Raw genomic sequence first — 13,883 nt, 5'->3', positions numbered from 1 at the left:
ATCCGCTAACAGCTTTCTGCAGAAAGCTCGCTATCTTCAGCATAAAGGAGTGTGACGACGGTTTGAATGATATGCTAGAACTGCTTACAAGCTTGGGCACAGCGGTCATACATCTGCTGATACAGCCTTATTACTATATTGCACTTTTATTTATAGCCCTTTACTACCGCAGACAGGTTGCGCTGGAACGCAAACTGATTCATGTGAAGCAGCACAGCTGGGGCGCGGAAACCTGGCGGACGATCTGGAGCGGACTGATGATGGGGCTGCTGGTTTCACTGGCTGCTGTAGCCTTGGGGATCTCTCTCCCGCCTGATGCTGTAATTTGTATCTGGATCGTCAGTCTGATCCTGATGTTATTCCGTGTGCGGTATTTATGCTTTGCTTACTCCATAGGCTTGTTAGGAATTATGCAGTTTATTCTCTCCTTCTTTCCGGATTTACTTCAGGACGGAACGGCCGGCAGGCTGGTAACGGCGCTGCGGGAGATGGATATCCCGGCGCTGCTTGTGCTGGCCGCGCTGCTTCATCTCGCGGAAGCGCTGCTCGCACGCTGGCAGGGCGCGCGGCTGGCGACGCCGCTTTTCCTCGCAGGCAAGCGCGGCAAGGTCGTCGGCGGCTACCAGCTTGAGGCCTTCTGGCCGCTGCCGCTTTTCCTGCTGATTCCCTCCGGAACGGGAATCAGCGAGCTGCCATGGCAGCCGCTGCTGGGCGGCGGGCTTGGCCTGGTGTCTTTACCGGTCATCATCGGCTTTAGCGAGATGACCCAGAGCCTGCTGCCCGGGCGCAAGGCTGCCCGCACGGCAGGACGGCTGCTGGCGTACAGCACCGTTCTGCTGGGCGTCAGTCTGCTGGCCGCCTGGTGGAGCCCGCTGACGCTGGTCGCGGCGCTGCTCGCGCTTCTCCTGCACGAAGGCTTAAGCTGGTACAGCGCTCTGGAGGAGCGCAGCAGCAGTCCCAGCTTCGTGCATCCGCCCGTCGGCCGCAAGGTGCTGGCCGTACTGCCGGGCAGCCCGGCAGAGGAGCTGGGCATCCTGCCGGGTGAAGTGCTGCTGAAGGTCAACGGTGTCCTGTTGACCGAAGCGGCGCAGCTGCATGAAGCGCTGCGCATGAACCCGGCGTACTGCAAGCTGGAGGTGCAGAACCGTGAGGGCGAGAGCAAGTACCTGCAGCGGCCGATTTATGACGGGGACCACCACCAGCTCGGCATGATCCTTGTGCCGGAGCCGGATGAGGCGGTAACTGCTGAGGCGAAGCCGTCCAGCATCTTCGGGATTATCGGGATGAAGACGGGAACCCGTACACGCCGCAGAGGGCTGTCGGCAGGAGGGCTGCAGCGGGCCAATACGGCAGCAGCCCAGCCAAGCCAGCCAAGACAGCCGGACCTGCCTAAGCAGGAACCGGCGGAGGGCTGACACAGGGCAACAACTCCATATCTATCACTAAAGGCCAGCTTCTGCGAAACATGCAGGAGGCTGGCCTTTTTATATGTTATTTACCTCTCCCGCAGGCTTTTCAGATAAAAGATTGCGATCTGTGTCCGGTCACGCAGGCCGAGCTTGCTAAGAATATCGGTGATGTAGTTTTTAACCGTTCCCTCGCTAAGGAACAGCTTTCCGGCAATCTCTTTATTGGTCAGCCCTTCGGCAATGGAGGATACGACGGCCAGTTCAGCTTTGGTCAGGCCGTAATCGTCAAGCCGGGGCTGCTCTGCTGCGTCCGGCCGTGAAGCCGGCTGCAGAAATCCGGCCATTTTGCGGGCGATGTCGGGGTGGATCAGCATGTTGCCTTCATGGACGGTTTTGATGCCCTGAATAATCCGGTCCGGCGGGATGTTCTTCAGCAGATATCCGCTGGCCCCGTTGCGCAGCGCTTCGATAATATACTCATCATCGTCAAAGGTGGTCAGCATCAGTACGGATATCTGCGGATAGGACGATTTGATGCGGCGCGTCCCTTCGACGCCATCACAGTTCGGCATCCGGATATCCATCAGTACGACATCAGCATGAGGCAGCACCTGCAGCAGGGCGAGTGCTTCCTGTCCATCGCCCGCACTGCCCACGACTTCAATCTCAGCATCGAGTCCGACCAGTACCTTCAGACTCTCGCGGATAAAAGAATCGTCGTCAACAATCACTACTTTTATCATTAGAAATGCGCTCCTTGGATTGGATTTGTCATGGAATATTCGGCTGCTTATAGTCCCCCTGCCGATAAACCGGCAGCCGGGTGATTACAGTGAATGGCGCTTCAGGGCGCAGCTCCAGTGTCCCGCCAATCAGACGGGTACGCTCGTGCATACCTTCCAGGCCCATCCCGCTGCTACCGGCCCGGAGCCTGCGCAGCTGATCTTCTTCGGGCAGAACCCCGTTGTTACTGACCTCCATGACAACCTCATGCTCACTGTAGAATATGGAGATCCATACGGCGGTTGCTTTTCCATGCCTCAAGGCATTGGTAAGTGACTCCCGGGCATTTTTATAGAGTACGACCTGAATGCTGGGATACAGGGAAAAGGGATAGCCATGCACCTGATAGGACGTCTTAATGCCGGTATCACGGCCGGTCTCCTCCAGCAGCTGATCCAACGCATAAGCGCCCTCAAGCTGCGGAGAAGGGTTCACCTGCCTGATCGCGGCACGCATATCATCCATGCTGGCGGCGAGCTGGTCGCGGATCTGGACCATCATGCCCATCCCCGTCTCCGGAGCGACCGGCAGGGTATGGATCGCGGCTTCGACCATCATTTTGACCCGGATCAGGCGGTGGCCGATATCATCATGCAGCTGGCGGGAGATCCGGATCCGTTCCTCGGCTGTAGCTGCATTCTCAACCTGTGCGGTGAACTCCAGCAGCCGGTTGCGGGCCTCGTCCAGTTCGAAATGCTTTTTGCGCAGCTCGTCATAAAGAAACAGGGTGTATTCACGGCCGCGTCCTGTCCTGCGCAGCAGCTCGTTCAGTGCAGCTGCAAGCAGAAAGGTGAGGTTCATGTATGCTCTTTCGTACGGTGCTGCGGAGCTGAAGGCTACATTCAAAGCAGCCAGATGGAGCAAGGCGAGCAGTACTGGAACGCTTTTCGGCTGAAACCGGGAATAACAGAGCAACGCAGAAATCGCCGGGAAAATCATCAGCATGCCATACGTTTGACACATCCAGGCACTGTACAGCAGTTCAAGAGCAACGGCCAGAACGGGCAGCGGTTTAGGCAGCCTGGCACCGATCGTTGCGAGCAGCAGCTGCACCAGGAGATAGAAGGTGAATAATCCATAATCGGAGTAGTCGTATGTATATACTGAAATTATAGCCGGAACAACAATAAGACCGTAACGGATTAACTTCAGTTCTCTGGTCAAGTGGTTCACCCTTTGTATTAAAATATAAGGCTGGCGGAGCTACATTCATCTTAGCATATTCCTCTCCCGGTTCAGGAGATGACTTTAGTCACCTAAGCAAATGACTTTACGTACCTTCGGATGCGCCCCGTATGCGCTACAATTGAAACAATAGAAGCGATATGAACAGGAGAGATGTGCGGATGACTCTTGCGGTACTCAGTGATGTAGTGAAACGGTATGATCAGAAGCTGACGGTTGACCACGTGAATTTCAATATTAAAGAGGGAGAAATCTTTGGACTGCTGGGGCCGAACGGTGCGGGAAAAAGCACAACGATCAGCATGATATGCGGTCTGCTCAAGTACGACTCCGGCGACATCCGGATAGACGGACTGTCAGTCAAAGAGCAGCCGATTGAGGTCAAAAAAAGAATTGGCCTCGTTCCCCAGGAGCTGGCCTTGTATGAATCATTGACGGCAGCGGAAAATGTACGTTTCTTCGGCAAGCTATACGGCTTGCGGGGCAGCCTGCTGAAAGAACGGACGGAAGAAGCGCTTGCTTTTACCGGCCTGAGTGACCGGGCCAAGGAGAAGCCGTCCACCTTCTCGGGCGGGATGAAGCGGCGGTTAAATATCGCTTGTGCGATCATGCACCGCCCAAAGCTGATCATTATGGATGAGCCGACCGTCGGCATTGACCCGCAGTCGCGTAATCATATCCTGGATTCCGTCAAAGCCTTGAATGAACTTGGTTCTACGATTATTTATACCAGCCATTACATGGAGGAGGTTGCGGCAATTTGCGACCGGGTGGCCATTATGGACAAGGGGCATATCATTGCCTGCGGCACGGAGAAGGAATTGCGCGAACGGGTCGCCCATGAAGAGAAAATTGTCGTAAACGCTCAGAATATTACACCGGCGCTGATTAATGAACTGGGCAAGCATCCGCGGATCAACCGTGTTGAGGTAGTGCAGGATGCGATAGAGCTCTATCTGCCGTCTTCGCAAAGTGAGCTGCAGGACATTCTGTTTATTTTCGCCAAGCATGAGGGGGTCATTGTCTCCCTGCATATTGAAGAGCCGGATCTGGAGACGCTGTTCCTCAGCCTGACCGGACGGACCCTGCGGGACTGAGGAAGGGGGGAAGCTGAAATGAATATTTGGACGATTATGACCTATGAGCTGCGCCGGCAGCTGCGTTCACGCACGTTGCTGCTGAATATGCTTCTGCTGCCGCTGGTGCTGATTTTTCTGCTGGGGGCTTCACTCTCGGGAGTTGTCGGGGTTGAGGGCTCGGAATCGGTGGATCCGGTAAAGACGGCTGTAGTGTACTCCTCGGCTGCGGATGCCGGGAAATCTGCAATGCTTGAGGCTTTTGTAAAATCGGATGAGGTTAAGGATTACATTATTCCGGTGGAAGTAGCAACCCGTCAGGAAGCGGAGAGCGGGCTACGCACGGGCAAATACGGATACGCAGTCATTGTGCCGCAGGGTTTTGACAGCGAAGTTCAAAGCGGCGGAAAGGCGGAGCTGGAGTTCATTCTCGGCAAAAACCATAGTGACAATACTGTTGCAGGCACGGTGTTTGACAACTTCCTCAGCGCCATCAATTACAGGCAGGCGGCAGCAATGACGCTGGGACCGGCAGCGATCACGGCAGCTTTGCCGGTAGCGGCTGAGCAGTCTGCGGTGAAGCTCGGGGACCTTAACAATGGCGGGAAAACCTACACTGCCTCTCAGTTCTATGCGGCCTCCATGCTGCTGATGTTTCTGCTGTACAGCGGGTTTACGGTTACCCACTCTCTGTTCAGCGAGAAAGACAGCCATACCCTCTTCCGGATTAACTCCATGCCGGTAAAAGGCTCACAGCTGTTCATCGGCAAAATGCTGGGAGTCGGTGTGGTGACGGTGCTGCAGTGTGCAGCAATTATTTTCTTTACCAATTTGCTGTTCGGTGTCTATTGGGGCAACCGTCCGGGCCTGCTGATGCTGTTCTGCCTGCTGATGATTATTGCCTCGATGACATTCTCCATTCTTATCTGCATGTTCAGCAAAACAAGAACAAGTGCAATTAATATCATCAACATTGTTACGGTAGTCATGACCTTTCTCAGCGGGGGGATGGCCCCGCTTCCGGATGCATGGGTGAACAGCGTCGGAACATTTACGGTAAACCACTGGGAGCTACAGGCCATGATCCGGATGATGCTGCATTCCGGGTTAGGACAGATTTTACCGAATTTGCTTGTAATGTCGGTTATTTGCCTCGTTTTGTTCAGCGCAGTCCTGTTCACATACCGAAAGGTGGGTTACCATGAATAATATTTTTACGATCGGCTGGAATATGGTCAAACGGACCATCGGCACCCGCAGAGGGATGCTCATGTATATTTTGTTGCCGAGTATCGTAGTTGCAGGAATTGTTTCGATTACCGGAGGCGCAGTTGATGGCTCTGACGCAACCTTACTTTACACCAATATGGATACCGGTGCCGGGGGAAAACATCTGCTGGCCGAACTGGAGAAAGCCGGGGATTACAAGCTGGTGGAGAGCAGTGACGAAAAGAAGATGAAGGAAAGTGTAATCGGACAGGAGGGAGTGGCCGGACTCCTGATTCCGGCTGACTACACAACGGAATTACTGAACGGGACTCAGCCGCAGCTGACCGTCTACGAGCTGAAAGCATCGGAGGATTCGGTTTTGATCAAAATGAAAGCTGCCGCTATCGCTGGCGAAATGCTGGTGACTGCAGGGACGGTGAAGGGGGCTGCCGGTGCGGGCGAGCCTGAGGCGCAGTTTACCGCGGTTCTGCAGCAGGCGGAGCAGCATAACGTAGGAAGTATACGGACCGATTATGATCTGTATCCCCGGCAGACACTGGGAATTATAACGGGCATGACGCTGATGTTCCTGATGAACCTGGTAACCAGTACGGTTAACTTAATTATAGATGACCGCAGAGGCCGGACGATGATGCGAATGTACAGTGCCCCGGTTCGCGCATATGAAATTGCCCTGGGCAACTTCCTCGGCAGCTTTCTGGTTGGCGTCATTCAGATAGCAGTTGTGCTGTCGCTGGGCAAATGGGTTCTGCGTTATGACTATGGAGTACCAATGTACCTGTATTTCCTGGTGCTGGCTGCATTTATGCTTGTATCGATGGGCATCGCCGGTACCGTAGCCGGCCTGATCCGCAATCCCCGGAATGCGGGAATGCTGAATGCGCTCATTCTTACACCGACCTGTATGCTGGGCGGATGCTTCTGGCCGCTCTCCATCATGCCGGAATATATGCAGAAGGCTGCCAATTTCACTCCGCAGAAGTGGGCTATCCAGGCGGTGGACATTGCTGCCACCGGCGGAGGCTGGAATGAGCTGTGGCTTCCCTTTGCGGTGCTCGGCCTGATGGCGGCAATTCTGCTGGCTTTCGGATCCGCGACGCTCCGGCCTAATGAGGCAGGTATCAGCGCTTAAGCAGTCAGTGTCGTTCTAAATCGTAGTGACTGTTATTCGCAGAGTCTACTGCTTCCTGATCGCAAGTCACCGGGAACAGCAGGCTCTGCTTTTTTATTCTGTAAAATAGTTGCTAAAGCTATAATGTAAACGGTATCATAAGAGAGGGCCGCCAAGATGGATTATTTACGCCACGGTATATCAAACAGCGAATACATAGATGAAGTCAACCGGGTGCAGGCTCACCAAGCAAAGCAATGCAGATACTTTCGAGAGTTTTGCCTACTAGCTATTTATTAAAGTCTATACTCACCATACTTTTAGGAGGTTATGAGATGGAGAACAGCAATAAGTTGGCTTGGACCTGGCGGGTAAAGGAAGAGTGTCTGGAGGAGTACGTGCAGATGCATTTGAATCCTTGGCCGGAGATTCTGGAGGAGCACAGTAAGGCGGGCATTACTAATTATTCGATTTTTCAGAACGGCAATCAATTTTTCTACTGCTTTGAATGTGACGACAAGGAAGCGGCCTTTGCCTACATAGCCCAGAGCGAAGCCTGTAACCGATGGAACGCGATAACCTCGAAGATGGTGGAAGGGTCATTTGATTTCAATGAAGAAACGCCGATGGAGCCGCTTCGCGAGGTATTTTATCTGGAGTAGGAGACACTTCGGTATAATCAATCGTGTTAAACGAATAGATGTTTTACGAGGAGGAGCCTGTACCGGGGCTCTTCTTTTCTTTTGTAAGGACACCTAGAATTTTACTTACCTCTGTCCCGGGAGGGGGGAGAACCCCGACCTGAGACGGAGTACGAAACCCTCCGCCAGGCGGTTTTGGCATTGACCAAAAGGTACTACACTAAAGCAAGAAAGCGGCAGTTCATACATAACGGATACAGACATAAGAAGCTAAGCTAAAAAACTGGGGTGGAAGGGGATTTAGAAAATGACGTGGTTAACAAAATGGTCATTCGGCAATAAGGGGGCTGTGGGTCTTCTGGTTGTCATGGCGCTTGTGGTGGGAATGCTGAGTTATACTTCATTGCCGATGGAATTTATGCCGGAGGCTGATAATCCGCAGGTGACAGTTACCGTACTGGGCCCGGGCCAGGATGCTCATGCCATGGAGAGTAATGTGACGAAGCCGATTGAGGCGGCAACCTCAGCGGTGAAGGGCAAAACCGAGCAGATGTCTACTTCCGGTGACGGGTATGCCCAGGTGGACATTTATTTTGACGGAAAGACCAATATGAAGGAAGCAGCGCAGGAGGTTGAAAAAGCCGTCGGCGCACTGCATTTCCCGGAGGGAGTCATGGACCCCTTCATCGTTCAGCTTAACACTTCGATGATTCCTGTCAGCCAGGCGACCCTGTCTTTCGATGAGGGGCTCACCAAGGATAATCTGGCGATTGCCGAGAACACGATCATTCCCGAGCTGCAGAAGATAGACGGGGTAGCCAGTGTAGCGCTCTATGGCAAAACCAGCCCGCAGGTCAATGTAAAGCTTGATCCGCAGGCGATGGCAGCCAAGGGAGTGTCTACCGCCCAAGTGCTGGGACTGCTTCAAGGCCGCAGCGTGTCGGCGTCCATCGGTGAGCAGACCATTGGCGGTCAGACGGGCAATGTGAACGTTGTGTCCTCGATTGACAGCATCGATACACTCAAGAAGCTTCCTGTAGCTGCCGGCGTGACCCTGCAGGATATTGCTGCCGTGGAAGCAAAAGTAGACCAGGAGAGCGTGAGCCGCTCGAACGGTAAGGATGTGCTGTTCGCCGTAGTCACCAAAGAAGCAGGTGCCAATGCGGTTGATGTGGGTGAGAAGGTACGTGACACTGCAGACAGTATTAATAAAAGTGTAAAAAATGCCGAGCTCTCCGTAATCTTTAGCACCTCAGATATGGTGGTCACCTCGGTTAACAGTATGATGCGTGAGGTTCTGCTCGGCGCTTTGTTCGCAACGGTAGTCATCCTGCTGTTCCTGCGCAATATCCGGGCTACGCTGATTACGGCTGTCTCGATTCCGCTGTCTCTGGCCGTGACGCTGTATCTGCTTAATGTATCCGGAATTACGTTGAACATTGTTACACTGGGCGGGGTGGCCGTTGCGGTCGGACGTCTGGTTGATGACAGTATAGTGGTAATCGAGAATATTTACCGGAGGCTGCAGAAGGAGCCCCTTTCGAAGGATCTGGTGATCAGTGCAACCCGTGAGGTAGCCAGAGCGATTACCAGTTCGACGCTTGCCACGGTTGCGGTCTTCCTGCCGATGGGACTGCTGCGCGGCGGCCTGCAGGCCTTCCTGCTGCCGTTTGCCTTAACGGTAACCTATTCCTTGCTCACTTCGCTGGTAGTAGCGCTAACCGTAGTGCCGCTTCTTAGCTCATGGCTGCTGCGCGGCTCGTCGATGAAGGAGCATGAGCCTGCCAAGTGGTTCAGCCGTTTTCTGGAATGGAATCTTCACCGCAAGTGGATTACGCTAACGCTGGGTCTCGTACTGCTTGTCGGTTCGATTGCCGCTTATATCAATATGCCGAAAGGTGCGCTTAATGCATCGGATGCCAGCATGGTAAGCGTTCAGCTCGTCTATCCTAATGATGTGCCGGTAACAGAAGTGCTGGAGAAGGGCAAACAGCTGGAGCAGGAAATGATGGGCCAGCCGCAGGCCGAGACGGTTATCATGCAATCCGGGAACAGCGCGGATTCGGCCAGATGGGGCAGTGTAACCTCGGTGACCCAGGTGGATTATACCGTTATGATGAAGGAGGATGCTGATGCTCAGGCCTTCCTTGACCATATCCGTGGTCTGCAGGACAGCTATGCCGGGGCAACACTGACGGCGAATGAAGCCAGCATGATGGGCTCTACTTCAACGAGTGAATATGTGGATATCGTCGGCGATGATCTCGCCGTAATTAATAAGGTTGCGAAAGAGGCGGCGTCCAAAATAGAAAGTATCGAAGGCGTGGAGAAGGTCAGCAGCAATATGGAGGATACCAAACCGGTATTTGCCTTCAAGGTTGATCCCGCAGTAGCCAACGCCCAGGAAATCTCCATGCAGCTGAGTGCAATGCTTAACCCGGTTCCGCTGGGCCAGATGGAGCTCGATGGTTCTCCGGCGGCCGTCTTATTGCAGCCGGTATTGAAACCACAGTCGCAGGAGGATCTCCAAAAGATCACCATTATGACCTCCGGCGGTCCGAAGCAGCTCTCTGATGTAGCTTCGCTGGAAGTCACAGATCAGCCGGCTATGCTCTATCATAAGGACGGCAAGCCTTATGTGCGCATTACCGCAGAGGTTGATCCGAAGAAAGTGTCGGCAATCGGAGCCGATATCAAAAAACAGACGGACAGCATTACGCTGCCGGAAGGGGTAAACCTGTTCGCCGGAGGCGCTTCAGCCGATCAGGCCGGCGACTTCAGCGATCTTGGAATGACCGCACTGATCTCCATCGGGCTGGTGTATCTGATTATGGTGCTGACCTTTAAGACACTGCGTGCACCGCTGGCTATCATGTTCTCGCTGCCGCTTGCGGCCATCGGTGCCATTGTAGCGCTAATTATTTCAGGCGTTACTCCTGACTTCACCGCCTTGTTCGGTGCGCTGATGCTCATAGGGATCGTAGTCACGAATGCGGTCGTCCTGATTGACCGGATTAAGCAGAACGAGGAGCATATGCCGATCCGCGCAGCCATTCTGGAAGCCGCCGGCACACGGATGCGTCCGATTCTGATGACGGCCATTGCCACGGTCTGCGCCATGCTGCCGCTCCTGTTCGGACAGTCCGAGCAGGGAAGCATCGTCTCACAGAGTCTGGCGATTGTAGTTATCGGCGGCTTAACCGCAGCAACCTTGCTCACACTGCTGGTTGTACCAGCCATTTATGAGCTGCTCTATTTCCGCAAATCGGCCAAGGAACGCAAGCGGGCTGTCAAATCCGGAGCTGCCGCTTAGGCAAGGGCTGTGCAGTAACTCCTAAATATCGCAATAACTCGAAGAGCAGTGCGGAATCTCCGCACTGCTCTTCGTTGTTTTGCTAAATACTTGCTTGGGCCGTCTAGTTTCCTGTACTCTCATAACGGGAAAGTCCGAAGCGGAAGATGCCATACGCAGCCGCCGCACTTCCCAGCGCCGCGACAGGAGCGAGCATCCACCAACCGGACCATTCGCTTTTGCCGAAAACATAGGTTGCCGGGTAGAAGCTGATGAAGGCATAAGGGAGCACAGTCGAGACGAACACGCGAATGGCCTGCGGGAACAGCGTGAGCGGATATTTGGCCAGATCAGCCAGATTATGCACCATCAGCGGAAAAGCATTACCGGCGTTTTTGATCCAGAAGGCGGCGGAATTGGCTGCCAGATTGATCGACACCCGGATAATCACCGCTGTCAGGAGGAGCAGGAGGATGATCGAGATTTTGCCCAGGGTCCAGTGGATATGCCCGTGAACCAGCGATTGCCAGATGATCACTCCGCCGATGAGCAGATTGCCAAGGCCATTGATTCCGATGCCCGTACAGAAGACCTGCAGCACTACAGGTACCGGCCGCAGCAGATAGCGGTCCATCTCTCCCATATTTACCAGTCTGCCCATTCTCCAGGTGCCTTCAAAGAACAACGAACCTACTCCCTCGGTCACAAAAATCATCGCATACATAAACGTCACTTCCCAGAACTGCCAGCCGTTGATGTCGGGAATCCGGTCATAGATCACCCACAGGAAGACAAAACCCAGCACCTGTGTTAGCGCTGCGGAGCACATTAAGATGTAGAAATCCTTATTATATTCGAGAATGGCTTTGAGCTGCTGCACGTACAGCCTTCTGTACAGATAGAACATTCGTGACACCCGCACCGGTCTTCACTCCTTTCGTCTTAGCCCCCATGAATCGTTACCTGGCGGACGGCCCAGTTCCACATGCCTTTGCCGGCGATCCAGAGTGCAATCCCCCAGAAGGCTTGCAGCCCGATCAGCTTCAGGCTTTCCATGGTACCGGTCTGCTGCAGAAAAATCATGGTCGGCGTGTGAATGATACTCTGAAACGGCAGCCATAACGCCAGCCGCTCCAGCCAGTCCGGAAAAAAGGCCAGCGGCACAAGCGCCCCGGACAACAGGTTAGTGACGGCAATCCGGGTCCAGACAATGCCCATTGAGCCGGTAGACCAGAAGCACAGCAGTGCCGCCAGATACACAACGCCGAATTTCACCAGAATCGCCCCAAGCAGACTTAAGGCGAATAGCACATATACGAACAGCGAATGCGGAAGAGTGATCCCGGACAGAAAGGAGGCAAAAAGGATCAGGAGGATAGCGCTCATTCCGCCTTCGAGCAGGCTGGCACCGAGGGTCTCTGAGAAGCGGGCGGTCTGAAAGTCAATCGGCTTCAGCAAGTCTACGGCAACGCTTCCGTCAAGGATTTTACCGGAGATGGACGTTTCGGAGTACCAGGAGAGTACGGAATTGGCAAGAAAGGTGACCAGCAGATAGGTTTTCATCTGATCCCAGCTATAGCCTCCGACCTCTGCACGGCCGCTGTAAATCCCCTGCCATAAAAAGTAGATCGCCAGCAGATTCACGGCATTCGCCAAAAAGTTGATCACGTAAGAGGTCCGGTAGGCTAGCACATTTTGCAGGGAGCGGTTGGCAATGCTCCTGTATTTCTTTATTTGAATGGCAGACATGACTGTGGCTATACCTCCTTATTGACCGCTTTGGTTCAGGTCCAGATTTCCGTCATAGACAGCTTTAATCACCTGTTCGATGTTGGCATCCTCCATCCGGAAGTCAATGACCTCCCCATGCCGCATTACCCGGCTGACCACATCGCTGGCGGTATATTCATAACGGTCAAAAGAAACAGAGAACTCCTGTTCATTTTGCAGCTCCAGCTTCATCCCGTCTGTCTGCGCCAGCTGTTCGTAAAGCTCTGGCATCGGGGAGCCCACCTGAAAGAAAATAACCCGGCTTTTGGCAAAGCGCGATTTCACCTCACTCAGGCTGCCGTCATAAATGATCGAGCCGTGGTCAATGATAATCAGCCGTTTGCACAGGTCTTCAATGTCACCTAGATCATGGGTGGTTAGCATGACGGTAGTCTGCTGTTCCTGATTGATTTTTTTGATGAATTCGCGGATCTTCTGCTTCACGGAGACATCGAGGCCGATTGTCGGCTCATCCAGATAGACAATGGGCGGGTTATGTAAGAGGGCGGCGGCCAGATCCGCACGCATACGCTGACCGAGGGAGAGCTTACGGGCGGATAAGTGAATGAACTCATTCATACCCAGCAGTTCAATAAACTGGTCGAGATTTGCCCGGTACACCGGTTCGGGGATCTGGTAAATATCCTTCAGCAGCGAAAAAGATTCCACAATCGGAATATCCCACCACAGCTGGGTGCGCTGTCCGAAAACGGCGCCGATTTGGGCGGCGTTCTCCATTCTTTTTTTATACGGATTGATACCGTTTACAGAAATACTGCCCGCAGAGGGCATCAGTATGCCGCTCAGCATCTTGATCGTGGTGGACTTGCCGGCACCATTCGGCCCCACGTAGGCGACAGTCTCACCGGCTTCAATGCTCAGGTCCAGCGGCTGCACCGCGACTTTGGTAATATTCTTCGGCACAAGCAGATGCTTGAGCGCACCCTTTAGGCCCGGTTCCTTCACCGCCTGCTGAAAGGACTTCGACAGTCCTCTGGCTTCAATAATACTCAAGGGGAATCCTCCTTCATCCTGGATTTGGATCTCTCAAAAGACATGTTCAATAAATATAGCATTAGGCAAATGTCGAAAACTATCAGAATAAATCGATAACTGAAAAATAATATTAGACCCTAGCGGATGCTGCGAAAAAAAAACGGCTCTCCAGCGGTCCTTAATGCAGACCGGGATAGCCGCTGAGTGTATTGTTGGGGATACGCAATAGTTCGGTCTAGCGCTGCTTTTTTTGCGTGAAATACATGTAGATGAAGAAGATAATAATAAAAAGACTTAAATACAAGGCGGGGCGGTTCAATCTGTGCTCTGTGACAGCTATATAGATGAGCTGGATGATCTGTAGAGCTAACAGCAAGCCTAGAATTTTTT

11 protein-coding genes are annotated in these 13,883 nt (G+C 53.4%); 6 read left to right on the top strand and 5 right to left on the bottom strand.

Annotation, left to right across the window (positions count from 1 at the left end; translation table 11 throughout):
- Positions 1-62: 62 nt before the first annotated feature.
- Positions 63-1,415, top strand: coding sequence for a PDZ domain-containing protein (locus L6H70_RS16005; RefSeq protein WP_423802833.1), 1,353 nt, complete (start codon positions 63-65; stop codon positions 1,413-1,415).
- 80 nt (positions 1,416-1,495) lie between these two features.
- On the opposite strand, the gene L6H70_RS16000 is transcribed toward L6H70_RS16005, so the two are convergent.
- Complete coding sequence (locus L6H70_RS16000; protein ID WP_236334849.1) at positions 1,496-2,152, bottom strand: response regulator transcription factor; 657 nt, start codon at positions 2,150-2,152, stop codon at positions 1,496-1,498.
- A 28-nt stretch (positions 2,153-2,180) separates the two neighbouring features.
- On the bottom strand, positions 2,181-3,356 hold the full coding sequence (locus L6H70_RS15995; protein ID WP_236334847.1) for a sensor histidine kinase: 1,176 nt from the start codon (positions 3,354-3,356) through the stop codon (positions 2,181-2,183).
- 182 nt (positions 3,357-3,538) lie between these two features.
- Between L6H70_RS15995 and L6H70_RS15990 the strand changes: the two genes are divergently transcribed.
- The 5 genes from L6H70_RS15990 to L6H70_RS15970 all read left to right on the top strand — a co-directional run bounded on the left by L6H70_RS15990 (position 3,539) and on the right by L6H70_RS15970 (position 10,748).
- A complete protein-coding gene (locus L6H70_RS15990) occupies positions 3,539-4,474 on the top strand; it encodes an ABC transporter ATP-binding protein (protein WP_236334845.1) in 936 nt (311 codons plus the stop codon).
- 18 nt (positions 4,475-4,492) lie between these two features.
- The gene (locus L6H70_RS15985) at positions 4,493-5,662 is read left to right on the top strand and encodes an ABC transporter permease (protein WP_236334843.1); all 1,170 of its coding nucleotides are present in this window, start codon (positions 4,493-4,495) and stop codon (positions 5,660-5,662) included.
- A complete protein-coding gene (locus L6H70_RS15980) occupies positions 5,655-6,815 on the top strand; it encodes an ABC transporter permease (protein WP_236334841.1) in 1,161 nt (386 codons plus the stop codon). Before L6H70_RS15985 ends, L6H70_RS15980 begins: the two co-directional genes overlap by 8 nt.
- Before the next feature lie 314 nt (positions 6,816-7,129).
- Complete coding sequence (locus L6H70_RS15975; protein ID WP_236334840.1) at positions 7,130-7,456, top strand: L-rhamnose mutarotase; 327 nt, start codon at positions 7,130-7,132, stop codon at positions 7,454-7,456.
- Between the two features lie 286 nt (positions 7,457-7,742).
- Entirely contained in the window at positions 7,743-10,748 is a 3,006-nt protein-coding gene (locus tag L6H70_RS15970; protein WP_236334838.1) for an efflux RND transporter permease subunit, read from the top strand.
- Positions 10,749-10,851: 103 nt separating this feature from the next.
- Here the strand turns inward: L6H70_RS15970 and L6H70_RS15965 are convergent, their stop codons facing one another.
- From L6H70_RS15965 to L6H70_RS15955, 3 genes are read right to left on the bottom strand one after another with little or no spacing between them, the layout of a single operon-like run.
- Positions 10,852-11,649 carry an ABC transporter permease gene (locus L6H70_RS15965; RefSeq protein WP_236334836.1) on the bottom strand — a complete coding sequence of 266 codons (798 nt, stop codon included), beginning with the start codon at positions 11,647-11,649 and terminating at the stop codon, positions 10,852-10,854.
- Between the two features lie 20 nt (positions 11,650-11,669).
- A complete protein-coding gene (locus L6H70_RS15960) occupies positions 11,670-12,476 on the bottom strand; it encodes an ABC transporter permease (RefSeq protein ID WP_236334834.1) in 807 nt (268 codons plus the stop codon).
- An 18-nt stretch (positions 12,477-12,494) separates the two neighbouring features.
- The gene (locus L6H70_RS15955) at positions 12,495-13,511 is read right to left on the bottom strand and encodes an ABC transporter ATP-binding protein (RefSeq protein ID WP_236334832.1); all 1,017 of its coding nucleotides are present in this window, start codon (positions 13,509-13,511) and stop codon (positions 12,495-12,497) included.
- Between the last annotated feature and the right edge of the window lie 372 nt (positions 13,512-13,883).

The organism is Paenibacillus auburnensis, from assembly GCF_927798115.1.
Taxonomy (GTDB): domain Bacteria; phylum Bacillota; class Bacilli; order Paenibacillales; family Paenibacillaceae; genus Paenibacillus_AQ; species Paenibacillus_AQ auburnensis.
This window is presented reverse-complemented; position numbering and strand designations above follow the sequence as displayed.